General features: G+C 56.0%; 22 protein-coding genes. 16 read left to right on the top strand and 6 right to left on the bottom strand.

Features of this window, described 5'->3' with window-relative positions:
- Positions 1-4 precede the first annotated feature (4 nt).
- A complete protein-coding gene (fabF, locus tag FD744_RS17250) occupies positions 5-1,279 on the top strand; it encodes a beta-ketoacyl-ACP synthase II (protein ID WP_160868823.1) in 1,275 nt (424 codons plus the stop codon).
- A 66-nt stretch (positions 1,280-1,345) separates the two neighbouring features.
- On the opposite strand, the gene uxuA is transcribed toward fabF, so the two are convergent.
- A complete protein-coding gene (gene uxuA / locus FD744_RS17245) occupies positions 1,346-2,410 on the bottom strand; it encodes a mannonate dehydratase (protein WP_034823371.1) in 1,065 nt (354 codons plus the stop codon).
- A 294-nt stretch (positions 2,411-2,704) separates the two neighbouring features.
- Here uxuA and FD744_RS17240 point away from each other — a divergent pair, with 294 nt between their 5' ends.
- From FD744_RS17240 to FD744_RS17205, 8 genes are all read left to right on the top strand, one after another.
- Positions 2,705-3,451 (top strand): GntR family transcriptional regulator, encoded by a 747-nt coding sequence (locus FD744_RS17240; RefSeq protein ID WP_160868822.1) that lies wholly within the window; start codon positions 2,705-2,707, stop codon positions 3,449-3,451.
- 1 nt (position 3,452) lies between these two features.
- Positions 3,453-4,319, top strand: a complete 867-nt coding sequence (locus FD744_RS17235; protein ID WP_160868821.1) for a class II aldolase — start codon at positions 3,453-3,455, stop codon at positions 4,317-4,319.
- The gene (locus FD744_RS17230; RefSeq protein WP_160868820.1) at positions 4,300-4,773 is read left to right on the top strand and encodes a PTS sugar transporter subunit IIA; all 474 of its coding nucleotides are present in this window, start codon (positions 4,300-4,302) and stop codon (positions 4,771-4,773) included. The genes FD744_RS17235 and FD744_RS17230 overlap by 20 nt, the downstream gene beginning before the upstream one ends.
- A complete protein-coding gene (locus FD744_RS17225) occupies positions 4,770-5,054 on the top strand; it encodes a PTS sugar transporter subunit IIB (protein ID WP_034823315.1) in 285 nt (94 codons plus the stop codon). The genes FD744_RS17230 and FD744_RS17225 overlap by 4 nt, the downstream gene beginning before the upstream one ends.
- A 78-nt stretch (positions 5,055-5,132) precedes the next feature.
- Positions 5,133-6,491: a PTS galactitol transporter subunit IIC gene (locus FD744_RS17220; protein WP_160868819.1), complete on the top strand. Its 1,359-nt coding sequence runs from the start codon at positions 5,133-5,135 to the stop codon at positions 6,489-6,491.
- Positions 6,484-8,013 carry an L-fuculokinase gene (locus tag FD744_RS17215; RefSeq protein WP_160868818.1) on the top strand — a complete coding sequence of 510 codons (1,530 nt, stop codon included), beginning with the start codon at positions 6,484-6,486 and terminating at the stop codon, positions 8,011-8,013. Before FD744_RS17220 ends, FD744_RS17215 begins: the two co-directional genes overlap by 8 nt.
- Entirely contained in the window at positions 7,982-8,251 is a 270-nt protein-coding gene (locus FD744_RS17210) for an HPr family phosphocarrier protein (RefSeq protein ID WP_034823312.1), read from the top strand. The genes FD744_RS17215 and FD744_RS17210 overlap by 32 nt, the downstream gene beginning before the upstream one ends.
- Positions 8,252-8,460: 209 nt before the next feature.
- Positions 8,461-9,408, top strand: coding sequence for a sensor domain-containing diguanylate cyclase (locus FD744_RS17205; protein ID WP_034823311.1), 948 nt, complete (start codon positions 8,461-8,463; stop codon positions 9,406-9,408).
- A 102-nt stretch (positions 9,409-9,510) separates the two neighbouring features.
- On the opposite strand, the gene FD744_RS17200 is transcribed toward FD744_RS17205, so the two are convergent.
- Positions 9,511-11,379: an amidohydrolase gene (locus FD744_RS17200; protein WP_373424428.1), complete on the bottom strand. Its 1,869-nt coding sequence runs from the start codon at positions 11,377-11,379 to the stop codon at positions 9,511-9,513.
- A 19-nt stretch (positions 11,380-11,398) separates the two neighbouring features.
- Entirely contained in the window at positions 11,399-11,959 is a 561-nt protein-coding gene (locus tag FD744_RS17195) for an antibiotic biosynthesis monooxygenase (protein WP_034823309.1), read from the bottom strand.
- Positions 11,960-12,088: 129 nt separating this feature from the next.
- Between FD744_RS17195 and FD744_RS17190 the strand changes: the two genes are divergently transcribed.
- Positions 12,089-12,997: a LysR family transcriptional regulator gene (locus tag FD744_RS17190; RefSeq protein ID WP_160868816.1), complete on the top strand. Its 909-nt coding sequence runs from the start codon at positions 12,089-12,091 to the stop codon at positions 12,995-12,997.
- A gap of 6 nt (positions 12,998-13,003) precedes the next feature.
- Here the strand turns inward: FD744_RS17190 and FD744_RS17185 are convergent, their stop codons facing one another.
- The gene (locus FD744_RS17185) at positions 13,004-14,593 is read right to left on the bottom strand and encodes an MFS transporter (protein ID WP_160868870.1); all 1,590 of its coding nucleotides are present in this window, start codon (positions 14,591-14,593) and stop codon (positions 13,004-13,006) included.
- A gap of 217 nt (positions 14,594-14,810) precedes the next feature.
- Here FD744_RS17185 and FD744_RS17180 point away from each other — a divergent pair, with 217 nt between their 5' ends.
- Positions 14,811-15,635, top strand: a complete 825-nt coding sequence (locus FD744_RS17180; RefSeq protein WP_160868815.1) for an alpha/beta fold hydrolase — start codon at positions 14,811-14,813, stop codon at positions 15,633-15,635.
- Between the two features lie 126 nt (positions 15,636-15,761).
- On the opposite strand, the gene treF is transcribed toward FD744_RS17180, so the two are convergent.
- On the bottom strand, positions 15,762-17,417 hold the full coding sequence (gene treF / locus FD744_RS17175) for an alpha,alpha-trehalase TreF (protein WP_160868869.1): 1,656 nt from the start codon (positions 17,415-17,417) through the stop codon (positions 15,762-15,764).
- Positions 17,418-17,734: 317 nt separating this feature from the next.
- A complete protein-coding gene (locus FD744_RS17170; protein WP_160868814.1) occupies positions 17,735-18,589 on the bottom strand; it encodes an SDR family oxidoreductase in 855 nt (284 codons plus the stop codon).
- Between the two features lie 101 nt (positions 18,590-18,690).
- Between FD744_RS17170 and FD744_RS17165 the strand changes: the two genes are divergently transcribed.
- The 5 genes from FD744_RS17165 to FD744_RS17145 all read left to right on the top strand — a co-directional run bounded on the left by FD744_RS17165 (position 18,691) and on the right by FD744_RS17145 (position 24,281).
- Entirely contained in the window at positions 18,691-19,062 is a 372-nt protein-coding gene (locus tag FD744_RS17165; protein ID WP_034823303.1) for a helix-turn-helix domain-containing protein, read from the top strand.
- Positions 19,063-19,319: 257 nt separating this feature from the next.
- Positions 19,320-20,672 (top strand): MFS transporter, encoded by a 1,353-nt coding sequence (locus FD744_RS17160; RefSeq protein ID WP_153012255.1) that lies wholly within the window; start codon positions 19,320-19,322, stop codon positions 20,670-20,672.
- Entirely contained in the window at positions 20,672-21,367 is a 696-nt protein-coding gene (locus FD744_RS17155; protein WP_058959309.1) for a GntR family transcriptional regulator, read from the top strand. The genes FD744_RS17160 and FD744_RS17155 overlap by 1 nt, the downstream gene beginning before the upstream one ends.
- A gap of 11 nt (positions 21,368-21,378) precedes the next feature.
- Positions 21,379-23,154: an alkaline phosphatase family protein gene (locus tag FD744_RS17150; protein ID WP_160868813.1), complete on the top strand. Its 1,776-nt coding sequence runs from the start codon at positions 21,379-21,381 to the stop codon at positions 23,152-23,154.
- Entirely contained in the window at positions 23,151-24,281 is a 1,131-nt protein-coding gene (locus FD744_RS17145) for a mandelate racemase/muconate lactonizing enzyme family protein (RefSeq protein ID WP_160868812.1), read from the top strand. The genes FD744_RS17150 and FD744_RS17145 overlap by 4 nt, the downstream gene beginning before the upstream one ends.
- The last annotated feature ends 15 nt before the right edge of the window (positions 24,282-24,296 follow it).

Raw genomic sequence — 24,296 nt, 5'->3', positions numbered from 1 at the left:
ATCGATGAAACGTATTGTGATTACTGGTATGGGGATGGTTTCCCCGCTCGGCTGCGGTACAGAAGCGGTGTGGCAGTCACTGCTGGCAGGGAAATCCGGCATCAGCGCCTTACCGGACGAGATGGTGCAGGACATCAGCTGCAAAGTGGCGGGTCAAGTACCCACGCTGGAACAAGATCCACAGCATGGCTTCGATCCCGAGCGCGTGATCGCGCCAAAAGATCGCAAGAAAATGGATCGCTTTATTGAGTTTGCGCTGGTGGCGGCGCATGAAGCGCTGACGCAAGCTAACTGGTTCCCACAGGATGAGGCGGATCGCCAGCGCACCGCGACGGTGATCGCCACTGGTATTGGTGGTTTCAACGAGATCGCCAACGCGGTTGAAACCACCGCCAATCGTGGTCCGCGCCGCTTATCGCCGTTTACCATTCCCTCCTTCCTCGCCAATCTGGCGGCGGGACATGTGTCGATTGCCCACGGTTTTCGCGGCCCGATTGGCGCCCCTGTCACGGCGTGCGCGGCGGGTGCGCAGGCGATTGGCGATGCGGCACGATTGATCCGCAGCGGCGAGGCGGACATCGCGCTGTGCGGCGGCACCGAGGCGGCGATCCATCGCGTCAGTCTGGCGGGCTTTGCGGCTGCGAAAGCGATGTCAGGCGGATTTAACGATCATCCTGAACAGGCATCTCGTCCGTTTGATCGTGATCGCGATGGCTTTGTAATGGGTGAGGGCGCGGGTCTGCTGGTGATTGAATCTCTGGAACATGCACAGGCACGCGGTGCGACACCGCTGGCGGAGCTGGTCGGCTATGGCACCAGTGCCGATGCCTATCATCTCACCGCCGGACCGGAAACCGGTGAGGGTGCGCGTCGTGCGATGGAAACCGCGCTGGCGCAGGCGGGCATCACCCCAGCAGAGGTGCAGCATATCAACGCTCATGCCACCTCCACGCCGGTGGGTGACAAAGGCGAGCTGGCGGCCATTCGCACGCTGTTTGCGGACAGCAATGTGGCGATCACCTCGACCAAATCTGCCACCGGGCATTTGCTGGGTGCCGCGGGCGGCGTGGAGGCGATCTTCTCGATCCTGGCACTGCGCGATCAAATCGCACCGCCCACGCTCAATCTGCTAAATCCCGATGAAGCCGCTGCCGGGCTGAATCTGGTGGCATTGAAACCTCTGCCGATGGCGATGCAGTATGTGCTGTCGAACGGCTTTGGCTTCGGCGGCGTGAATGCCAGCCTGCTGTTTAAGGGGTGGGATGAGGTTTTCCGTTAACGTGCTGGGAAGACTGACGGCAATAAAAAAGGCCGCTGTTATCAGCGGCCTGGAGGGCAGGGTGAATTAGCGCTTTTCCAGCGCTTCCCACAGACCCATAAGGTAAGTGGTGCCGAGTGCGCGGTCATACAGACCGTAGCCCGGACGTCCGGTTTCGCCCCAGATAAAGCGGCCATGATCGGAACGAATGTAGCCATCGAAGCCGTTGTCGTGCATCGATTGCAGCACCTTGTACATATCCAGCGAGCCATACTCAGTAGGATGTGCGCACTCGTAGAAATCTTTGTCCTGAATAATCTTGATGTTACGTACGTGCGCAAATGGAATACGTTTGCGGCGTGAGAACTCGGCCAGAATACCGTACACATCATTCTGCGGATCTTCCGCAATCGATCCGGTACACAGCGTGATGCCGTTAGCCTCTGAATCCACCACGTTACAGATCCAGTCGAGGTCTTCGCGATTCTTCACAATGCGTGGCAGACCGAAGATCGAGTACGGTGGATCGTCAGGATGGATCGCCATCTTCACGCCCACTTCTTCACATACCGGGATCACCGCTTTCAGGAAGTAAGCGAGGTTTTCACGCAGCTTGTTGTCGTCAACGTCTTTGTATTGCGCAAACAGATCCTGCACTTTCGCCAGACGCTCTGGCTCCCAGCCTGGCAGCGCGAAACCATTCGAGTTGCCCAACACTTCCTGCACCACTTCGTCGAGGCTCTTATCGATGCCTTTCTTCTCGAACGCCATGGTGAGTGAGCCGTCTGGCAGCACGTAGTTCATGTCGGTCTTCATCCAGTCAAATACCGGCATGAAGTTGTAGCAGATCACTTTCACGCCGACTTCAGCGAGGTGACGAATGCTCTGCTTGTAGTTCTCAATATATTGATCGCGGCTCGGCAGGCCGATCTTGATGTCGTCATGAATGTTGACGCTCTCGATCACTTCCACCGTCAGACCGGCGGCATGTACCTGATCAACCAGTGCTTTAATCTTATCTTTCGGCCAGGTTTCCCCGACCGGCACGTCATACAGCGCGCCGACTACGCCACGTACACCCGGCACCTGGCGTATATATTCCAGCGAAACTTTATCTTCTTTGGGACCAAACCAACGCATTGTCAGTTGCATAATCTCATCCACCGTCATCGTGTTGCTGCGATAACTGTTAAACTACCATTCTAGTAAACATGATCACAGCATCGACTAACGAATATCTGTTGATCCGCGTCACAGAACACAATTTCTCCATCGGAAGTACAGTGCACAGATTTCAAGTGAGATACAGATCACACTTTATTGTCACAGATCCGGTACGCGAAAACGTGACTGTCCTCGATCCCTCGCCAGACGCAATTCCCTACTATAAGCCTCGAAGTTGTACATGATTGTCCATAGACAACTCTGAATGTTCAGGTGCGCGCCATGAAAACATTGAGTAAGAGTTCGCAGGTCCCGCTCTATCAGCAGGTAGTGGAGTGGATTCGCGAGAGTATCTATACCGGCGATCTGGTGGAGGATGACCGCATTCCTTCGGAGTTCCAGATCATGGATATGCTTGACGTCAGTCGCGGTACGGTGAAAAAAGCCGTGGCGCAGTTAGTCAAAGAAGGTGTGCTGGTACAAGTGCAGGGCAAAGGCACCTTCGTTAAGAAAGAAAACATTCGCTATCCATTGGGGGAAGGGTTGCTCTCTTTCGCCGAGTCACTGGAAAGCCAGCAAATTAATTTCAGCACGCAGGTGATCGCCACGCGGGTTGAACCGGCCAACCGTTATATTGCCGAAAAATTACGCATTAAACCGGGGCAGGAAATTCTTTATCTGGAGCGGTTACGTTATATCGATGATGAAAGAGTGATGCTGATTGAGAATCGCATCAATATGGAACTGGTACCCGGCATTGCCGAGGTGGATTTTAATCACAATAACCTGTTTCCCACCATCGAACGATTATCGCAACAGAAAATACGTTATTCCGAAAGTCGCTATGCCGCGCGCTTAATCGGTAATGAACGCGGACATTTTTTGGATATCAGTGAGGATGCGCCGGTACTGCATTTAGAACAGTTGGTGTTTTTCTCACGTGAATTGCCGGTGGAATTCGGCAATGTCTGGTTAAAAGGGAATAAATATTATTTGGGCACCGTTCTGCAACGAAGAGAGGTAAGCTGACATGCCATTAGTCAACGGTCATCAATTTATTCGTCAACTGGAAAATAAGCGCGTGCTGGCCGGCGCCTTTAATACCACCAATCTGGAAACCACGCTCGGCATATTAAATGCGATTGAACGCAGTAACGTGCCGAATTTTATTCAAATCGCGCCCACCAATGCGCGTCTGTCCGGCTATGACTACATCTATGAAATGGTGCAGCGTCGCGCCGCACAGATGGATGTGGCGATCAGCCTGCATCTCGATCACGGCCGCAATATGGATGATATCCGCCAGGCGGTGCGTGCCGGATTTACTTCGGTAATGATCGATGGGGCTGCGCTGCCGTTTGAAGAGAACATCAAGCTGACGCGTCAGGCTGTGGAATTCTGCCAGAACTACAACGTGCCGGTGGAAGCTGAGCTGGGTGCGATTCTGGGTAAAGAAGACGATCACGTCAGCGAAGCGGATTGCAAAACCGACCCGCAGCAGGTGGTGGAGTTTGTGCGCGAAACGGGCTGTGACCTGCTGGCGATTTCGGTCGGTAATGTGCATGGACTGGATGATATTCCGCGTATCGATCTGCCGTTGCTGGCGGAAATTGCGCAGATCACGCCCATCCCGCTGGTCATCCACGGCGGTTCCGGTATCGCGGACAGCATCTTGCAGCAGTTTGTTAATCATCGGGTGGTGAAAGTGAACATCGCCAGCGACCTGCGCCGTTCCTTTATCACCAGCGTCGGTCACGCATGGCAGAAGAATCACAATGAAGCCAATCTGGCGGCAGTCATGTCCGATGCGCGTCAGGCGGTGGAACATGAGGTCTACCACAAGATTCTGCGTTTGAATGATATCAGTGAGGCCGCGTATGCAGGGGATCCAGTTTAAGCCGCACTATGTGCAGCACCTCAATGAGGGGCTGAGTGTCGATCAGGTGATTCGCCAACTGGCACAGCCGCTGGTGGAGGAAGCGCTGGTGGTCGCAGATTTTGCCGAGCATGTGCTGGCGCGTGAGCAGGACTTCCCCACCGGCTTACCAACGGAACCGGTTGGCGTAGCGATTCCGCATACCGACCATCGCCATGTGCGCCACAACGCCATCAGTATCGGCATTCTGCCGCAGCCGGTGACCTTTGCCGATATGGGCGGCGAGCCAGAACCGGTGCCGGTACGCGTGGTGTTTCTGCTGGCACTGAGTGAAAGTAATAAGCAATTAAATGTGTTGGGCTGGATTATGGAACTGATTCAGGATAGCGATTTTATGCAGCAATTATTGCAGCTTAACGATCAGCAAATTTATCAACGCATCACAGAAACCATGACCGAACGAGGTGAAGTATGAGCCAGACGATTTTATTTGTATGCGCTACCGGCATTGCCACATCGACTGCCGTGACAGAGAAAGTCATGGAATATTGCCAGGAGCACGGTCTTAATGTGAATTACTCGCAAACCAACGTCGCCTCTTTGCCCAATAATACCGACGGTGTCGCTCTGGTGGTTTCCACCACTAAAGTGCCATATGAATTAGATATCCCGGTGGTTAACGGCTTACCGATTATTACCGGTGTAGGCGAAGAAAAAGTGCTGGAAAAAATTGTCGAAATTTTGAAAAACCAATAATTACTTATTTATTTAATCCGATTGCCATAATAGGGCGCTAACGCCAGGTACGTTTACGCCCGTCATAAGGGGTCTGCCATGAATGAAATCGCTCATAGCCTCTACACCGTGGTGCAATATATATTGGGTTTTGGCCCAACCGTATTATTACCGCTGGTGCTGTTTATTCTTGCACTGTGCTTTAAGGTCAAACCGGCCAAAGCCTTGCGCTCATCGTTAACCGTAGGCATTGGCTTCGTCGGGATCTACGCCATCTTCGATATTCTCACCAGTAATGTTGGCCCGGCTGCGCAGGCAATGGTAGAACGCACCAATATTAATCTGCCAGTGGTGGATCTCGGCTGGCCGCCGCTCTCTGCTATTACCTGGGGATCGCCGATTGCACCGTTCGTCATTCCGCTGACGATTCTGATCAACGTGGCGATGCTGGCAATGAACCGCACTCGCACCGTCGATGTGGACATGTGGAACTACTGGCACTTCGCGCTGGCCGGTACGCTGGTTTACTACAGCACAGGCAGTTTCTTCTTCGGATTACTGGCCGCTGCCATTGCCGCCATTGTGGTACTGAAGCTTGCAGACTGGTCCGCGCCGATGGTGCAGAAATACTTTGGCCTGGAAGGGATTTCACTGCCGACGCTGTCCGCCGTGGTGTTCTTCCCGGTGGGCTTGCTGGTGGACAAAATCATCGACAAGATTCCGGGTCTCAACCGTATCCACATCGATCCACAAACCGTGCAGAAAAAGCTGGGCATCTTTGGTGAGCCGATGATGGTCGGCACCATTCTGGGCCTGCTGCTGGGGGTTATCGCCGGGTATGACTTCAAGCATATCCTGCTGCTCGGTATCAGCATTGGCGGCGTGATGTTTATTCTGCCGCGCATGGTGCGCATCCTGATGGAAGGCCTGTTGCCGCTGTCGGAAGCGATCAAGAAGTACCTCAACACCAAATACCCAGGCCGTGACGATCTCTATATCGGGCTGGATATCGCGGTGGCAGTGGGCAACCCGGCGATCATCTCTTCCGCGCTGCTGCTGACGCCGATTTCCGTGTTCATCGCCTTTATCCTGCCAGGCAACCAGGTGCTGCCGCTGGGCGATTTGGCGAACCTCGCGGTGATGGCGTCGATGATTGCGCTGGCCAGTCGTGGCAACATCTTCCGCACCGTGCTGGCGGCGATTCCCGTGATCGTGGCCGACCTGTGGATTGCCACCAAAATTGCGCCCTTTATTACCGGAATGGCGAAAGACGTGAACTTCAAGTTTGCCGAAGGCTCTAGCGGCCAGGTCTCCAGCTTCCTTGACGGCGGCAACCCGTTCCGCTTCTGGCTGCTGGAAATCTTCAACGGCAACGTGATAGCGATTGGCCTGGTGCCGGTGGTGGGTCTGGTGCTGTGGGGCATCTTCCGCCTGACACGAGGTGCCGTGTATGCCTGAGAACGCTGCGGCCATCGTCATTGATATCGGTACGACTAACTGTAAAGTCGCCTGTTTTTCTCGTCGGGATGCGTCCCGACTGGATGAGCGTAAGTTCGTCACACCCAAAATCACTTCGCCCACTGGCAACGTCGATTTCGATATCGAAGCGCTGTGGCAGCAGGTGGTGGCGACGATGCGCAGCCTGATCGCGGCAACGGATTGCACGGTGACGCATATCAGTATTGCCAGCTTTGGTGAGTCCGGCGTGTTTCTCGACGAGGCTGGCAATATCCTGACGCCGATGCTGGCCTGGTATGATCGTCGGGGCGAAGAGTATCTCGCCACCTTAACCGAAGCGGACAGCCAGCGGTTGTATCAAATCACGGGTTTGCCGCTGCACAGTAATTATTCAGCCTTCAAGATGCGCTGGCTACTGGATAACTATGCGCTGCGCGGGCGTCACGGTTTGCGCTGGCTGCATGCGCCGGAGGTGCTGTTGTGGCGCTTAACCGGCGCACAGCGCACTGACACCACGCTCGCCAGCCGCACGCTGTGTCTCGATCTCCAGCAGGGAAGCTGGTCGGCGCAGGCCGCCGATATTTTGCAACTGCCGCTGGATGCTTTTGCGCCCCTGCTGGCGCCGGGGGAAGTGGCGGGATGGGTGACACCCGCGTGCCGTGAGGCACTGGGGTTAACCCAGCCGGTGTGCGTCACGCTGGCTGGGCACGATCATATGGTGGGCGCGCGGGCATTACAGCTGCAAACCGGCGAGGTACTGAACTCTACCGGCACCACCGAAGGCATTTTGCTGCTGCAACCACAGCCTTTGCTCAATGAGCAAGCCCGGCGCGACAAACTCGCCAACGGGCGTTATTCGCGGGATAACCATTTCACGCTATTCGCCTCACTGCCGGTGGGGGGCTTTGCGCTGGAGTGGGTGAGCAGCACTTTTCGGCTATCACGCGAGGAGATCGATGCCGCGCTGGTACAAGCCACGCAGCGTTATCTGGCTGATGAGTGGCAGCCGGAAGGATTACCGCTGTTTATCCCGCATTTACGTGGATCCGGCTCGCCTTACAAAAACCGCCATACGCGCGGGTTGATGTACGGTCTGAGCGATACGTTGCCGCACGATGAATTGCTGCTCACTGTGCTACTTGGGTTAACCATGGAGTTTGCCAACTGCTTTACCTGTTTTGCGGTGCCGGCTGGCCCCGCACTGAAAGTGATTGGCCCGGCCACGCGCAATCCGCTGTGGCTTCAGCTCAAGGCTGACAGTCTGGCGCGAACGGTAGAAGCGATTGCCTTTGATGAAGCGGTATCCGTGGGCGCACTGCTGATTGCCTGTGCGGATGTGCCTCCACCTGAGGTGCGTGTGGCGCAGTGCTATCAACCCGACCCACAACGCGGCCACGCGTTGCAGCGTTATCAGCAGCGCTGGCAGGCGTTCTATCAATTTAAATTGCAGCAGGAAGGCGTTATTTCCCCCATTAACCAGGAGAACCGTCATGTTGAGTCAAATCGTTACCGTGAAAAATAGTACTGGCATCCATGCGCGCCCGGCGGCACAGCTGGCCAAGGCGTTAAAAGGCCATGACTGCCGCGTCACGCTGCGCTACGAAGGCAAAGACGTCAATGCCAGCAGTATGATGAACATCATGCGAGCTGGCATCAAAGCGGGTGGCAGTGTGGAAGTGGTATGTGAAGGAGGCGATGAGGCGGGTGTGCTGCATCAGGTTGTCACGATGTTTGATCAGCGCTTTGGCGAATCGGAGTAGATCTACAGGGCGCTGGCCCAGGCGGCTGGCGCGTTTTCCACTGCCTTGCAGGAATAAAGAAAGTTTTGTTAGCTGAAATAACCTCAATGTTTCGCCGTTCCCTCTGAGCTTGATGCAATTTTCCGCTACTGATCGGCTTTTCATTTGTTTTATTTATCAGAAACTTCCTGGCAGGCAGAATAACCCTTATTTCCTCTCCGTCAGCCATCATGTCCGAAGAAGCGCTGCGTCAGCAGATTCAGAACCTGAAAAAGCATAATGCGCGCTTAAAGCGCATAGCGCATGACGCGCGAAACAAGCTGAGTGCGGCGCTGGACGGAACCGGTTTATGTTTGTGGCAGCTGGATATTCCCAGCGGCAAGCTGGTGATTTTCAATCGACGCTGGGGTTCAATGCTGGGATTCCAGCCGAAAGAGACCAAAGCGCAGTTTGAAGTCTGGCGCGAACGCCTGCACCCCGATGACGCCGATGAAGTGCTCAAGGCGTTTTACGATCACATCGAAGGGCGTGCGCCTTACTATGAGGCGCTGCATCGCATGCTGGGTAAGAACGACAAAATTACCTGGGTGCTGGATCGCGGGCGCGTCACCGAGTGGGACGAAGAAGGCAATCCGCTTAAAGTCACCGGCACGCACATCGATATGACCAAAGAGAAGCAGTATGAAGCGCAACTCTCTTCATTGGCGCATCACGATCCGCTGACCGGCCTGACCAACCGCCACGCGCTGCAAACGCATTTCAGCAAAATGAAAGCGCAGGGGCCGCTGTGTGTGGCATTTATCGATCTCGATAACTTTAAGCATGTTAACGACACGCTCGGCCATCGCAGTGGCGATGAAGTGCTGATTCAACTCAGCCAGCGCATTCTTGACCAGGTGCCACCGAACGTGGTGGTGGGCCGTTTAGGTGGTGATGAGTTTGTGCTGCTGATGCCGTTCCTGATCGATTTCCCCAAAGTGCGCATCATGATGCAGGCGGTGCTGGATGCCGCACTGACGCCGTTTGATGTGGATAACGGCCATGCGCAGATTGGTGCTTCCATTGGCGTGGCGACGGTGCAGCCGCACTTTAGTTTTGATGAGGCGCTGACGCGTGCCGATGAAGCGATGTACCAGATTAAGAAGAACGGCAAGCAAGGGTTTGGCCTGGCGGGGTAATCTTTTTTGGTTGCGGAAACAGACCCGCGCCACCGCCAAAGTCTGTGTCCCCATTTGCAGCAAAGCCCTCTCACCAGGAGAGGGCCATAAACCGCCTTTAACTCAAAACGCGAAGCACGAACAGCCCAGCGCACCCCAGAAGGCATGGTTATCCGACACCGGCACCGAAGACTGGCGTGCCACATCGTGTGAGTGGCTGTGTACCCCACAAGGGCCGCTGCACTGGTGCACTTTCGGCATCATCGCCGCACGACCACTGGCTTGCGGTGGCGCGCTACGGTAGTGGCCCGGCACGGTGACCACCGGAGACCACTCTGGCAACACTGGCACCGGTGGCGGTGACAGCGGCGTGAAGCCGCCTGCGGCATACACCACTTCGCCATCGACCAGCGTTAATACCGATTCAATCCCTTTAATCTCCTCTTCCGGCACGCTGAAGAAATCTTTCGACAGCAGCACCAGATCCGCTAACTGACCGACTTTGATTTCCCCTTTGGCATTCTGCTCGCTGGAGAACCAGGCGCTGCCTTTGGTCCACAGCATCAGCGCGGTTTCGCGGTCAATACGGGCATTGTCATCGTACAACTGCATGCCGCCGACGGTGCGGCCAGAAACCAGCCAGTAGAGCGCGGTCCATGGGTTATAGCTGGCGACGCGCGTGGCATCGGTGCCCAAACCGACAGGCACCTCCGCATCCAGCATGCGCGCCACCGGCGGCGTCTGTTTGGCGGCTTCTTTACCGTAGCGATCGACGAAGTACTCCCCCTGGAACGCCATACGATGCTGCACGGCCAGCCCGCCACCCAGCGCTTTAACGCGCTCAATGTTGGCTTCGGTGATGGTCTCGGCGTGGTCAAAGAACCAGTGCAGGCCGTTAAACGGAATATCGCGGTTTACTTTTTCAAACACGTCCAGCATGCGGCTGATCGATTCGTTGTAGGTGGCATGCAGACGGAATGGCCAGCGATGCTCAACCAGATGGCGCACCACGCGCTCCAGCTCATCTTCCATGCCGGGGGCCAGGTCGGGGCGCGGTTCGAGGAAGTCTTCGAAATCGGCCGCCGAGAACACCAGCATCTCGCCCGCTCCATTATGACGCAGGAAATTGGTGCCCTGGCCCGGCTTCAGCATGTCGGTCCACTTCTCGAAATCTTCCAGTTCATGGCCGGGGCGCTGGGTAAACAGGTTGTAGGCAATGCGCACCGTCAGCTGCTTTTTGGCGTGCAGTTCCGAAATCACATCGTAATCATCGGGATAGTTCTGGAAGCCGCCACCCGCATCAATGGCGCTGGTCAGGCCGAGGCGGTTCAGCTCACGCATAAACTGACGTGTGGAGTTAACCTGCTGTTCCAGCGGCAGCTTCGGTCCTTTCGCCAGCGTCGCGTACAGCAGCATGGCGTTAGGGCGCGCAATCAGCATGCCGGTCGGGTTACCGTTGCTGTCACGCTGGATTTCACCGCCCGGTGGGTTCGGCGTGTCTTTGGTGTAACCGACCACGCGCAGCGCAGCGCGGTTCAGCAGGGCACGGTCATACAGGTGCAGGATGAACACTGGCGTATCCGGCGCGGCGGCATTGATCTCATCCAGCGTCGGCATGCGGCGTTCAGCAAACTGGAATTCACTCCAGCCGCCGACGACGCGCACCCACTGCGGTGAAGGGGTGCGCAGCGCCTGTTCACGCAGCATACGCAGCGCATCGGCCAGTGACGGTACGCCTTCCCAGCGCAGTTCAAGGTTGTAGTTAAGGCCACCGCGAATCAGGTGCAGGTGTGAGTCGTTAAGGCCAGGAATACCGGTGTGGCCTTTGGCATCAATAATCTGCGTGTCGTTACCAGCAAAGCGCATCACTTCCGCTTCGCTGCCTACCGCGAGAAACTTGCCGTCTTTGATCGCCACCGCAGTGGCTAACGGGTTGGCGCGATCCACGGTATGGAATTTGCCGTTGGTAAAAATCAGTGAGGCCGTTGTCATCATCTCTTCTCCAGTTAGATTACGCGTTGCGGCCAATAAGCCACTGTTTTAAAACACGGGTAACGATCGGCATCCACAAGAACACCACCAGTGCCACCACGCTGGCATCATTCAGCAAGTGGCCCCACAGCGTGCCGTGCGCGGCGGGCAACACCTGATTCCAGAACCACGGCACCAGGTTGGTAGAGGGGAATATCACCCCCAGCGTCAGTAAGTATTGTTTCCATTTCGCCGGTTTGACCTGGCCTTTTTGCGTCGGGGTAAACCAGAACGCGGCGCCGGGGCGCACCTCAATATGTTCTGGTTGTGCCAGCATCGTTGGCAAGTTCTGGATTAACGTTTTGCGCTGATCCGATTTCAGCCAGGCGTACAGCTCATCCAGTCCGGTAAAACGAATCAGCACGGTGTAAGCATTGTCGCCGTGCACCGGGCGCAGCACGTTGACGCCAAGATGGCCAGGAAAGCTCGCGGCTTGCGGCATGATGGTGTCGAGCCACTGCTCATAATGGGCCTGCTGTTCTGGCAGGATGCTGTGGGTAATCACCAGCGTCACATGGTTGGCTTGTTGTGAGTAATTCATCGTAAGTTCCTGAGTTTCCGCTGGTGAAAGTGCTTGCGTCGTTGAGTAAAAAAATACGAAATGAGAGCGTTTATTGATAACGGATAGATTTTGGGTTGTTGTTCAACAATTTTTGGGGAGGCATGGGGTATGCGTTTAAACCTTGAGGCGCTGCTGATTTTGGATGCGTTGGATCGCCACGGCACCTTTGCCGCTGCGGCTGCGCGCTTGTTTAAAACCGCGTCGGCGTTGAGCTATACCGTGCAGAAGATGGAGAGCGATCTCAAGATCACGCTGTTGGATCGCTCTGGACATCGCGCCACCTTCACCCCGACCGGGCGTTTGATGCTGGAAAAAGGTCGCACCCTGCTGCGCGCGGTGAATGAGTTAGAACAGCAGGCGCGCTATGTTGAGAGTGGCTGGGAAAGCCAGTTGGTGATCAGCGTCGATGCCTCACTGCCGTTTCGCATTCTCACGCCGCTGATTGATCAGTTTTATCAGGAGCACCCGCATACTCAGCTGCAATTCCGTCAGGACGTGCTGGCTGGCTGCTGGGAAGCGCTCAACTATGGCGAAGCGGACATTGTCTTTGGCGCGGTGCAGGAACCCGCCACGCGCAAAGAGATTGTCTGCCAGCCGCTTGGCTGGCTGGATTATGTGTTTGCTGTCGCGCCGGATCATCCCCTCGCTGCAGCACCTGAACCACTGCTGCGCGAGCAAATTCGCCAGTACCGCGCGGTGACGGTCCACGACTCGTCTCGCCATGGTGCGGGCATTGATTTACGCGTGCTGGATGAGCAGAAGACGCTGAGCGTGCATGACTTCCCGGCGAAACTGCAGGCGCAACTGGATGGTCTCGGCTGTGGTTATTTGCCGCTGTACCTGGCAAGACCGCATCTGGAGAGTGGCGCGCTGGTGGCGCGCCAGCTGGATAGCGAATGCCGCCGCGATATGGCGTATCTGGCGTGGAATGAAACCGCGACCGGCAATGCGGCAACCTGGTGGCGTGAGCATCTGCTCACGCTTCCTGGATTGCAGGAGATTTATTCTCCCGCATAAAGGCTGTTATATCGCAATGTGGTGACTGACCTGCGGGGCTTCTTCACCCTGATGATATTGCAAAACTGCCTGCTGAAGTTCGGCATCGGCGTGCGACACACGCTGGTGCTGACGCATATGCTCCTGCCAGGACTCCACCATAAACCACTCCAGCAATGCTGTCGGATCGTCGGTTTGCTCCATGAGTCCCCATGAATAGGCGCCATCACGGCGGCGAGACTGTGCCAGCTTGTGAATCGCCTTTTTGAACGCGGCGCGATCTTCCTGCGGCACGCGGTAGCGAATCTGAATCAACACCGGACCATGACGCACATCGACATCATCGTGCACCACCGGCATGGCCCAATGCTCCGCGGGTTGCAGATCCGCTTCACCCGCAGGCAGTGTCAGACGTTTCAGCAGCACGCCAGTGATCACCAGACCGGCCCCGGCAATCAGCAAAGTGGTGGCCAGCCCCAGTTGCTGCGCGATTAGACCCCACGCCAGACTGCCACCGGCCAATGTGCCGTTAAACACCATCAGATACACCGCCAGACCGCGACCGCGCACCCAATCCGGCAGCACCGCCTGCGCTACGCCGTTCAGCGTGGTCAGCGCAATGATCCAGCCGACGCCCAGCACCAGCATCAACAGCAGCGCCAGCCACTGCGGCGGGCTCATCGCTAATGCCAGCATGACCAGCGCACTCAGCACCGCAGAGAGCAGCAGCAAACCATCGTTACTGAGTTTGCTACGCAGACGCGGCAACAGCAGCGCACCGGCAATCGCACCGCCGCCCACTGCGCCCAGCAGCAAACCATAAAAACCGGCGGTACCGTGCAGCATGGTGCGCGCTACCAGCGGCAGCAGCGCCCAGATGGCACTGGCAAAGGCGAAATACATGGCGGCACGGAACAGCACGCGGTGCAGTTCACGGCTAGCTTTGACATAGCGCAGGCCCGCGCGGAAGGCCCCAAAGAAGTGCTCATTCAGTTCGGTTTTAGCTTTCGCCGGACGTTTCCAGTACAGCAGGGCAGCAATAACGAAAAAATAACTCGCCACATCGGCACCGTAGGCCGCCATGGCGCCTAAACTTGCCAGCAGTAAACCGCCAGTGGCAGGCCCGATGGCGCGGGCAATATTGATGCCGAGCGAGTTAAGCGCTACGGCGTTTTTTAGCTCATGACGCGGCACCAGTTCAGGGACAATCGCCTGCCAGGCCGGGCCAAACAGCGCGGCACCAATGCCACCGACAAAGGTCAGGCCGATCAGCCACTCCACGGTGAGCCAGTGATTGTGCGACAGCACCAGCAGAGTGCCGCTGACGCTGGCCATCAGAATCTGCACCACGATCAGCAGACGGCGGCGATCGACGATATCAGAGAGCACGCCCGCGGGCAGTGCCAACAGGAACACCGGCAGGGTGGCGGCGGTTTGCATCAACGCCACGGCGGTCGGATTATCGGATAAGCCGGTGACTAACCAGGCGCTGGCGACGTCGCGAATAAAGCTGCCGGTATTACCGAGTACCGAGGCGGTCCAGATCAGGGCGAACAGCCCGTAGGCGAAGGGAGAAAAAGCACCGCCGCGTGGCGTCGTTGGGTTTTGCTGGCTCATCATCGTGTTCCTGTAAATGTGCGATGTATGCACCTTACGAATCCCGCCAGATGCTTGATAGCGGAAAAAATCGGCCAACTTGTTCAGGCTTTTTTGACAGCTTTGCAGGGCAAAAATCTTTGAACAAGTTGTCAAAATCTCTGCTTTAGGTTTTTGCAGCAACCGAATGTAGTTTGATTGGCAGACACAACATCACTCACTTAACGGAGCAAAAAACATGAGCACATTCAAAGCAAAAGACGGCGTTAACCTGTATTACAAAGATTGGGGCAAAGGACAGCCCGTGCTGTTCAGCCACGGCTGGCCGCTGGATGCGGATATGTGGGATAGCCAACTGAATTTCCTCGCCGAACGCGGCTATCGCGCGATTGCGTTTGACCGTCGCGGTTTTGGTCGCTCTGAGCAGCCGTGGGAAGGCTACGATTACGATACCTTCGCCGATGATATCCATGCGCTGATTGAGCATCTGCAACTGGACGACATCACGCTGGTGGGCTTCTCAATGGGCGGCGGTGATGTCTCACGTTATATCGGTCGCTACGGTACGGCGAAAGTGAAAGGGCTGGTGCTGCTGGGCGCGGTGACGCCCATCTTCGGCAAAACCGATGACCATCCGGAAGGCGTTGAAAAAGCGGTATTTGATGGCATTAAAGCGGGTCTGCGTAAAGACCGGGCGCAGTTTATCAAAGACTTCGCCACACCGTTTTATGGCGCCAATGCCGGCCAGTCTATTTCAGATGGCGTGATGACGCAGACGCTGAATATCGCGCTGCTGGCCTCACTGAAAGGCACGATCGATTGTGTGACGGCTTTTGCCGAGACCGATTTCCGCGCCGATATCGCCAAAGTGGATGTGCCGACGCTGGTGATCCACGGCAGCAACGACCAGATTGTACCGTTTGAAGCCACCGGTAAGCTGGTACACGAGATGATCGAAGGATCGGAGCTGAAAGTGTATGAGAACGGCCCGCACGGTTTTGCGGTGACGCATCAGGATCAGTTGAACGACGACTTACTGGCGTTCTTGCAGGGAAATAAATAAGCGCAGGTTGCGTATTGGCGCAATTTATCGCGCGAATCCAGGGCTGCATCGCCGCTTACAGATGCGCAATAAGCCGCTGCGATAATGACCACCAAAAAGAAAGGGCGCTGATGCGCCCTTTCTGTTTTAATCCGCCAGCAGATGCCCGTACATCGACATTAGCCTGCGGGTCACACCGTTGGTCCAGCCAAATCCATCCTGCAGTGGATATTCACCGCCGCCACCCGGACGGGCACGATCGCCGCTGATGTCATACTTCTCCACCAGCTTGTGATGCAGCGAATAGAAGTTCTTCACCGTGGTCAGCCAGTTAACGGCAATCTCTGTCGCCAGCGTCTCTTCGCCGTAATGATTCAGACCCACTACCGCCATCCATTGTAATGGTGCCCAGCCGTTGGGTTTATCCCACTGTTCACCGCTCTCTACCATCGATGTCACCAGACCGCCCTGCGTCAGCAGCAACTGGCGCAGCGCCACCGCCTGCAGATGCGCTTGCTCCGGCGTGGCCAGGCCGAGGAACAGCGGCACCACAGCCGCTGCCGTGAAGGCACCAAAGCGTTCGTCGCGCCAGTTGTAATCACGGTACACGCCTGCGGTGTCATCCCACAGGTAACGATGAATTGCCTGCTTACGCGTATCGGCTTTTTTCTGCCACGCCAGCGCCGTTAGCTCTTCACCTTTGGCGTGTGACAGGGTGGAGATCATCAGCTCCAGCTTGTAGAGAAACGCATTCAGGTCCACAGGGATAAACTGCGTAGTGCGAATGCTGGCCAGACGTTGCGGATCGCGCAACCAGCGTGAGGAGTAATCCCAACCCGATGCGGCACCGGCACGCAAATCACGATAGACCTCATTAGCCGGTCGGCTCGATTTGCTGGCAGTTTCCACGTCTTCCATCCACGACTCATCGCGCGGGGTGTCGCGGTCATCCCAGTAGCGGTTGAGCAGCGAGCCATCTGGCATGCGCACCACGTGGCGATAAGCCTGATGTGGCATCAGCTCGCCCGCGCCATCCATCCAGAACTGATACTCTTTCATCAGCTGGTCGAGATAACGCTTGGCACCGCGAATCCCATCCTCTTCAAATAGCTCAACCATCAGGGCAAACACCGGTGGCTGTGAACGGCTGAGATAATAAGTCCGGTTGCCGTTTGGCACGTGGCCGTAGTTATCGATTAGCCATGCGAAGTTATCTGCCATGTCGCGCAGCAAATCGTCACGCCCGGCATCTGCGAGGCCAAGCATGCTGAAATAGGAGTCCCAATAATAGGTCTCACCAAAACGTCCGCCTGGCACCACATAAGGTTTCGGCAGCGGCAGCAGCGATGAATGCGGTAAATGCTGCTGCGGCATTTTAGTTAACACCGGCCACAGCTCGTCAATATGTTCCGTCAGCGATTTATCCGGATTGGAAACATAAAAACTTTCATTCACCTGCGGCAAATAAAAATGGTCGTGCACGAATTTTTCGAGGTCGAATTCGGCCGAGCGACGGGTGCGACGATAGCGGATTAATATATCCAGCGGATCATATTTTGGCGCGCAGTCCGGGAAGGTTTTTCCATCCGGAAATATGCGCGACATCTGCACGTGCTCGAACAGTTCAAGGTAGCGATCGGCAGGGGTAAGCGCATCTGGCGCGGGCAGACCCTGGATCAGCTCCGGTTCCGGCTCGGAATCCTCCATGCCTTCGCGGATAAATTCGTGAGGATCGTATTGATACCCCAGATCAGCATGGGCTTCGTGTTCCCCGAAAGCTTGATGTTGCTGGTTAGTATTAATAGCGGCCTCCTGAAATTGCCTGGTTGCTCAAAGGACAAATTATAGAGCTTTGAATAGCTGAGACAACAATGCGAAATATCTATGAACGTAATAAATCTTGTCGATTGATCCGGCTTTTTAGTGAATTTACAGCGATTACAACAAGCTATATTTCAGGAATTGAAAGCAGTGTTTTAAATGTTGGTTCAAATCAGTGCACAGAATTATCTGTAAATAAGAAAATCGCCATTATTTGGCTTAAATACTGCGTTTGGCTTTGATCATTTGGTGGCATACGAGACGGGAATCAGGCCAGCTCGGGCTGGCCTGAACAGGCATTATTTTGCCAGTGTGGCTTTAATCACCTCGGCATAAGGCGTGGTCGGGCGACCAATCAGTTTGCTCAGCGCTCGGCTGTCATCAAACAGCCCGCCTTGTGCGGCACCGGCATCGGAGTCCGCCAGCAGTTCTGCCAGCGCATCCGGCAAACCGGCGCCTTTCAATGCTGCCTCAAACTCAGCAGGCGGCAGGTTGATGTAATCCACTTGCTCGCCAGACTGTTTAGCGATCTCGGCGCTGAACTCGGCCAGCGTGTAGCTCTCATCGCCAGCGAGTTCATACACTTTACCAGCCTGATCGTCACGGCTGATCACTTCAGCGGCGGCGGCGGCATAATCCACGCGAGCGGCCGATGAGATGCGGCCTTCACCGACCGCGCCAATAAAGGCGTGATGCGCCAGCGCTGGGGCAATGCTGGCGGCATAGTTCTCGGTGTACCAGCCATTACGCAGCAGGGCATAGGGCACGCCTGAGGCCTTAAGCATCGCTTCCGTGGCGCGATGCTCGACGCCCAGACCCAACGTGGTGGTGTCCGCATGCAACAGGCTGGTGTAAGCGATAAACTTCACGCCCGCCGTTTTTGCCGCATCAATCACCGCCTGGTGCTGCGCTTCACGCTGACCCACTTCGCTGGAAGAGATCAGCAGCAGTTTGTCGACGCCGCTGAATGCGCTTTTCAGCGTGTCTGGCTTGCTGTAATCCGCCGCGCGCAACGTCACGCCCAGCGCTTTCAAATCGTCTGCTTTCTCAGGTGAACGCACTGCCGCAATCACTTCGCTGGCAGGGACTTTCTTCAGTAACTCGTTAATCACCAAACGGCCCAGTTGGCCTGTGGCACCGGTAATCGCAATCATGATGTTCTCCTTCAGTTTGAGCTGGAATGAAATCAGCCTAAGGGATAAACTAACTTTTAGTAAGTACTTACAGATTTGTTAGTTTGGAAGAGGCAGCATAAATGTCTGAAAAATTGAGTAATAAATTTATCCGCGGCGAGCTGCTTAACGTCAATTGCCCTTCACGCGACGTGCTCAAGCGCATCACCAGCCGCTGGAGCGTATTGGTATTATTAGCGCTGCGCGAAGAAACGCTGCGTTTTAGCGAACTGCGCCGCAAGATCGGTGGCGTCAGTGAACGCATGCTGGCGCAAACGCTGCGCTATATGGAAGAAGATGGGTTTATCGAACGCATCGCCTATGAAGTGGTGCCACCGCATGTGGAATATCGCCTGACGCCGCTCGGACGTGAAGTTGAAGGGCACGTGATTGGCCTGGCCGACTGGCTGGAAAGCAATGTGCACCGCATTGTGAAGGATGCGCAATCAGCCTGAATCGCGAGGTCGGCGCAGAGTGCCGACCCACTCGTTTTTTACCCTGATCACTTTCACATTTTTTCCTGATCTCCCCCTGAATCTCTCGATCCTTCTCACACTTTATGACCAAAAAACAGCGGTTACCCGTAACCCCGCTGGCGCGCTCTCCAGCCTGTATCTACGTTGTATACAATCCGCATCCAACTTGAATTTGATGCGTTACGGGGCCAAAACACCACGGCCAAAAGGTTAATGCTGTCGTCATGAGGTACGTCATGCCACAGGGACAATCTAAATCGATAACGCTGGATAAGGCGATCAGTGCACGCAGAACGAACGTGCGCTGGCTGGTGGTCGCCGTGCTGTTTTTTGTCACGCTGATTAACTATGCCGACCGCGCCTCGATCTCGCTGGCGGGGCCGGGGATGGCAAAAGATCTCGGACTCAACGCCGTAGACATGGGCGTGATCTTTTCGGCATTCGGCTGGGCCTATGTGCTGTTCCAGTTGCCGGGTGGTTGGCTGCTGGATCGCTACGGCTCGAAACTGATCTACAGCCTGAGTATCTTTTTCTGGTCGCTGTTCACCCTGATGACGGGTCTCGCGGGTTTTGTCACTGGCGCGGCGGCGGTCGTGGTGGTGTTTTGTCTGCGATTTTTAGTCGGTGCGGCGGAGTCACCGTCATTTCCGGCGAACAGTCGCCTGGTGGCGGCCTGGTTCCCGGCTTCTGAGCGCGGCACGGCGGCGGCGATCTTTGCCTCCGCGCAATACGGTGCCACCGTATTTTTTGCCCCGCTGATGGGCTGGCTGGCACATACCTACGGCTGGCACTCGGTGTTTACCGTGCTGGGTTTGATCGGCATCGCCTTCCTGCCGCTATTCCGCAAACTGGTGCACGATCCCTTGTCCCATCCGATGACGAACCAGGCTGAGCTGGATCATATGCAGCAGGGTGGGGCGCTGGTGAATATGGATGGCGATAAGCACAAGCCGCGCCTCAGCTGGCTGAAACAACTACTCAGCAGCCGCATGATGCTGGGCATTTACCTTGCGCAATATTGCTTAAACGCGATTGGCTTCTTTTTCATCACCTGGTTTCCGGTTTACCTGGTGCAGGAAAAGCACATGACCATCATGAAAGCGGGGTTTGTCGCTGCCATTCCGGCAGTATGCGGATTCCTTGGTGGCATTATGGGCGGCTTCCTGTCAGATGTGCTGATTCGTCGCGGGATGTCGCTGTCACTGGCGCGCAAACTGCCGATTGTCTGCGGCATGCTGCTGTGTTGTGTAATGGTGCTGTGTAATTACACCGACTCAGAAACTGCCGTTATCGCGATTATGGCGGCCTCTTTCCTCGGCAAAGGCATAGGCGGCATGGGTTGGACGGTCAACGCTGACACCGCGCCAAAAGAGATCGCAGGTTTATCCGGCAGCGTGCTTAACACCTTCAGCAATGCGTCGAGCATCACCACGCCGATCATCATCGGCTTCATCCTGCAACTCACCGGATCTTTCAACGGCGTGTTGTGGTTCGTGATCGCACATGCGGTGGCAGTGATCCTTTTCTATCTGTTCATGGTCGGCAAGATCAAACGTTTTGAACTGCGGGATGTTGGGGAGGAAGCGTAATGGAGAGTCCTGGTTACAAGCCTTCGCTCAGCGAAATAGCGTATCGGCGTATCAAAGAGATGATTTTGTCACTGACGCTGGCACCGGGTAGCTCATTGACAGAGATGGGATTGATTGACCAGTTGGGCATGAGTCGCACGCCGATACGTGAAGCGCTGTATCGCCTGCAGCAGGAACGCTTTGTGGAGTTGACGCCACGCAAAGGCTGGTTCGTCAGCGAAATCAAATTGCAGGATATTCAACAGCTGTTTGTCATTCGTGAGGCTCTGGAAGGGATTGCCACGCGGCAGGCGACGCAGCGAACGCCTGATCATGAGCTGGCGGTAATGGCGGATAAGCTGGCCGCGCTGGAGCAAGGTCTGCGTGACGATGAACTGAATGCTACCGATGCCGGTGATGAGATCCATACGCTGATCTTTGCGCACGCCGACAATCCTTATATCAGCAGCATCATGACGCTTTATCTGGATCGTCTTCAGCTTTTTCACGTTATCGCGATGAATCTGCCAGGCCGTAAATGGCAATCCTGGCTCGAGCATTGTCAGATTTTAGCGGCCATGCAGTCGCGCGATGCCGATGCGGCCGAACAGGCGATGCGACTACACATCCGCAGTAGCCTGCAAAGTATTCTGGAAGGGCTGATGCAGCAGCCCGGCTTCCCCTCTCCCGGCGTGCGACTCACGCCCTCTCTTTGACAGGAGTTACGATGCGCAAGGCGATTATTTTTGGCGTTGACGGCCTGACCATGCCGCTGCTGCAACGCTATGTGGCACAGGGCGCGCTGCCCCATATTGCCCGTATGCTACAGCAGGGCTCTGCAGCGGAGTTACTGCCCTTTATCTCGGCATGGGGCGATGTGAATTGGGTGACCTTTCTGACCGGGCAGAGTCCCGGCACCAGCTGGATTGGCCAGGGATTGCCGCCCGACAATCAGCAAAGCCACAACTTGCTGGCAACCCTGCAAGAGGCTGGACAGCGTGCGGCACTGGTGCATTTTCCGGAAAGCGTTAAAGCCGATGGCGACCACTTCAGCTTTGCGCCCTATTGGGGACGTGCTCAGCCGTGGCCGGGCGAGATATTCCGGCCAATGGGACACACCACGCGCCTCAGCGAGCGTTTAGGCCAGGGCGGTGCAAAGCAACAAACGCTGGGCTGGCCACCGAAAAGTGCGCTGGCGTATCACAATAAAGGCGCGTGGCAGGCGCTTGAGGTGAGCGAAGAGGGTTATGTCCTGTGGTTACGCGGCGGGCAGGGTGATGAGCTGGCGTTAACGCTGCAGGTTGAGCAGGGACAGCCCTCCCTGCTGCTCGGTGAACAGCGAGTTGTCCTGCCGATCGGACAGTGGTCTGCCTGGCTGTCGCTTGCCGCTTATGACATTCCTGGCAGCGTGCGTTTTTACTGCGGTGAATGCGACACTCAGGGCAATATCGAAATTTTGCAAAGCCAGGTAACGCGTGCCAATGCCCTGAGCAGTGATGCGCGTTATTTACAGCAACAAACGCCTTTCTTCAGCAAATGGGTGGCAAAAGCGGCGCCACATACCCCTTATCTGGCGGCAACCTGGCAGGAGGGCGATGAGCAGTCACAGTGGCTGGTGGATAGCGCGCTGGAATTAACGCAACGCCAGGGGTTTGCATTGTGGGCCACGGTGCACCGAATGGTGGACGAATCGCACCACAACTGCCTTGGGCAGACCGATCCAGACTCTCCGTTCTTTGATGCACAGCAGGCAGAGCAATACGACGCGGTGATGCGTCGCAGTTACCAAATCCTTGATCACAGCATTGGCCGCTTACTGGATGAAACGGACGAGGAAACGCTGGTGATGCTCGCCTCCGATCACGGCGCTGTGCCCAACAGTTATATGTGCGACATCTATCGTTATCTGCAAAAGCAGACACTGGCCGTGCTGGACGCGCAAGGCTTGCCAGATATGGCCCGTTCGCCGCTCTATCTCAAAGCAGAGCGCGGTGGTTTGGAAATCTTCGTGAATCATGACGTCGTTGCACCAGCGCAGGTTGACGATCTCTGTGCGCGAACCCTGCAGGCATTGAGCGGCTGGCAGGTGCAGGAGGGCGATGGCGTGCGTAACGCGGTGAGTATCGCGCTGCGACGTGACGATGCAGTGGCTCTGGGATTCTGGGGCGACTGCGCAGGCGACATTGTCTTTGCCTACAACACCGGTTTCGTCTGGGGCGTTAGCCAGACGGGTGAAGATATTTGTGCTGTAGAGGAGCCAGGCGCAAATCATGGCCCGCAGAAACCCACCGCAGAAACCGCGCTTGGCTCCAACTATGGCGTGATGCTGGCATGGGGCAAAGGCATTCGACAAGGTTACTACCATCCGCGCCAGCAGCGAGGGCCTTACCGCATGACCGATCCGGCGGCAACGCTGGCGCACTGGCTTGGCCTTGACACACGCGATCTCGATGGACGCATCATGAGTGAAATTTTTGACACCCCGCAGGAGCCACAATCATGAAAATCACCGCGGTTAATACGCATCTGCTGAGTGCCAAACTTAGCCAACCGTTCGCCTATTCACGTGCCCGTTATGATACCCGCACCGCGATGCTGGTGGAGATCGTTACCGATCAGGGGCTGGTTGGCTGGGGAGAGTGCTACGGTCCGGCGCGCATCACCAAAGCGGTGGTGGAGGAACTCGGGCAGATGTTGATTGGCGAAGATGCATTGCGCAGCGAGTTTCTCTGGCAGGAACTTTACGCCAGGCTGCGCGACCACGGCCAAAAAGGCGTGGTGATTCAGGGATTGAGCGGCATTGATATCGCGCTGTGGGATCTGCGCGGCAAATATTTTGGCGTCCCGACTTATCAACTGCTGGGTGGCGCCACGCGAACCGAAGTGCAGGCTTACGCCACCGGATTGTATCGGCGTGACAGTGGGGATCCGCTGCACTATTTGTGCGAAGAAGCGGCGGGTTACATAGAGCAGGGATTCCAGGCAATGAAACTCAAAGTGGGATTTGGCGTGCGCGAGGATGCGGCCGTGACGCGGGCCATTCGCGACACCATTGGCGAAGACGCGGCGCTAATGATCGATGCTAATCATGCCTATGATGCGATAGCCGCCATTCGGCTTGGCCGGGAAGTGGAAGAGCTGGATATTGGCTGGTTTGAAGAGCCAGTGCCGCCGGAAGATTTAGCCGGCTACCGTGCAGTGAAAGCCGCGATTGATATCCCGGTAGCCGGTGGCGAGTGCGAATTCACCCGCTATGGTTTCCGCGAAGTGCTGACACAGCAGGCGATGGATATTATCCAACCCGATATTTGTGCGGCCGGTGGTTTATCAGAGTGCAAGAAGATTGCTGATATGGCGCAGGCGTTTGGTGTGCGCGTCAATCCGCATGTCTGGGGCAGCGGCATTGGTATTGCAGCTTCGTTACAATGGATGGCGACAGTGCCCACGCATACGCCCACGTCGTTACAGCCGGTTCAGCCGCTGCTTGAATTCGATCAAACCGAGCATCCGATTCGACAGGCCATCATTGCTGAGCCCATTGTGCAGCAAAAAGGGTGGGTGCAAATCCCGAACGGGCTGGGATTAGGCATTGAAATCAATCGCGATGCATTGCGACATTTCGCACTGTAGCCGTGAGAAGAGGGC

Source organism: Pantoea sp. Taur (genome assembly GCF_009830025.1).
Taxonomy (GTDB): domain Bacteria; phylum Pseudomonadota; class Gammaproteobacteria; order Enterobacterales; family Enterobacteriaceae; genus Pantoea; species Pantoea communis.
Note: the sequence above shows the minus strand (reverse complement) of the source record. Positions and strands in the feature narration are given on the sequence as shown.

Excerpts from the sequence above, each read along its gene's own strand:
- uxuA (WP_034823371.1), bottom strand. The coding sequence starts at position 2,410 with ATGCAACTGACAATGCGTTGGTTTGGTCCCAAAGAAGATAAAGTTTCG.
- FD744_RS17195 (WP_034823309.1), bottom strand. The coding sequence starts at position 11,959 with ATGAATTACTCACAACAAGCCAACCATGTGACGCTGGTGATTACCCAC.
- FD744_RS17225 (WP_034823315.1), top strand. The coding sequence starts at position 4,770 with ATGAGCCAGACGATTTTATTTGTATGCGCTACCGGCATTGCCACATCG.
- FD744_RS17205 (WP_034823311.1), top strand. The coding sequence starts at position 8,461 with ATGTCCGAAGAAGCGCTGCGTCAGCAGATTCAGAACCTGAAAAAGCAT.
- FD744_RS17145 (WP_160868812.1), top strand. The coding sequence starts at position 23,151 with ATGAAAATCACCGCGGTTAATACGCATCTGCTGAGTGCCAAACTTAGC.
- FD744_RS17165 (WP_034823303.1), top strand. The coding sequence starts at position 18,691 with ATGTCTGAAAAATTGAGTAATAAATTTATCCGCGGCGAGCTGCTTAAC.
- FD744_RS17150 (WP_160868813.1), top strand. The coding sequence starts at position 21,379 with ATGCGCAAGGCGATTATTTTTGGCGTTGACGGCCTGACCATGCCGCTG.
- FD744_RS17215 (WP_160868818.1), top strand. The coding sequence starts at position 6,484 with ATGCCTGAGAACGCTGCGGCCATCGTCATTGATATCGGTACGACTAAC.
- FD744_RS17160 (WP_153012255.1), top strand. The coding sequence starts at position 19,320 with ATGCCACAGGGACAATCTAAATCGATAACGCTGGATAAGGCGATCAGT.
- FD744_RS17180 (WP_160868815.1), top strand. The coding sequence starts at position 14,811 with ATGAGCACATTCAAAGCAAAAGACGGCGTTAACCTGTATTACAAAGAT.
- FD744_RS17200 (WP_373424428.1), bottom strand. The coding sequence starts at position 11,379 with ATGACAACGGCCTCACTGATTTTTACCAACGGCAAATTCCATACCGTG.
- FD744_RS17235 (WP_160868821.1), top strand. The coding sequence starts at position 3,453 with ATGCCATTAGTCAACGGTCATCAATTTATTCGTCAACTGGAAAATAAG.
- fabF (WP_160868823.1), top strand. The coding sequence starts at position 5 with ATGAAACGTATTGTGATTACTGGTATGGGGATGGTTTCCCCGCTCGGC.
- FD744_RS17230 (WP_160868820.1), top strand. The coding sequence starts at position 4,300 with ATGCAGGGGATCCAGTTTAAGCCGCACTATGTGCAGCACCTCAATGAG.
- FD744_RS17190 (WP_160868816.1), top strand. The coding sequence starts at position 12,089 with ATGCGTTTAAACCTTGAGGCGCTGCTGATTTTGGATGCGTTGGATCGC.
- FD744_RS17155 (WP_058959309.1), top strand. The coding sequence starts at position 20,672 with ATGGAGAGTCCTGGTTACAAGCCTTCGCTCAGCGAAATAGCGTATCGG.
- FD744_RS17220 (WP_160868819.1), top strand. The coding sequence starts at position 5,133 with ATGAATGAAATCGCTCATAGCCTCTACACCGTGGTGCAATATATATTG.
- FD744_RS17210 (WP_034823312.1), top strand. The coding sequence starts at position 7,982 with ATGTTGAGTCAAATCGTTACCGTGAAAAATAGTACTGGCATCCATGCG.
- FD744_RS17240 (WP_160868822.1), top strand. The coding sequence starts at position 2,705 with ATGAAAACATTGAGTAAGAGTTCGCAGGTCCCGCTCTATCAGCAGGTA.
- FD744_RS17170 (WP_160868814.1), bottom strand. The coding sequence starts at position 18,589 with ATGATTGCGATTACCGGTGCCACAGGCCAACTGGGCCGTTTGGTGATT.
- FD744_RS17185 (WP_160868870.1), bottom strand. The coding sequence starts at position 14,593 with ATGAGCCAGCAAAACCCAACGACGCCACGCGGCGGTGCTTTTTCTCCC.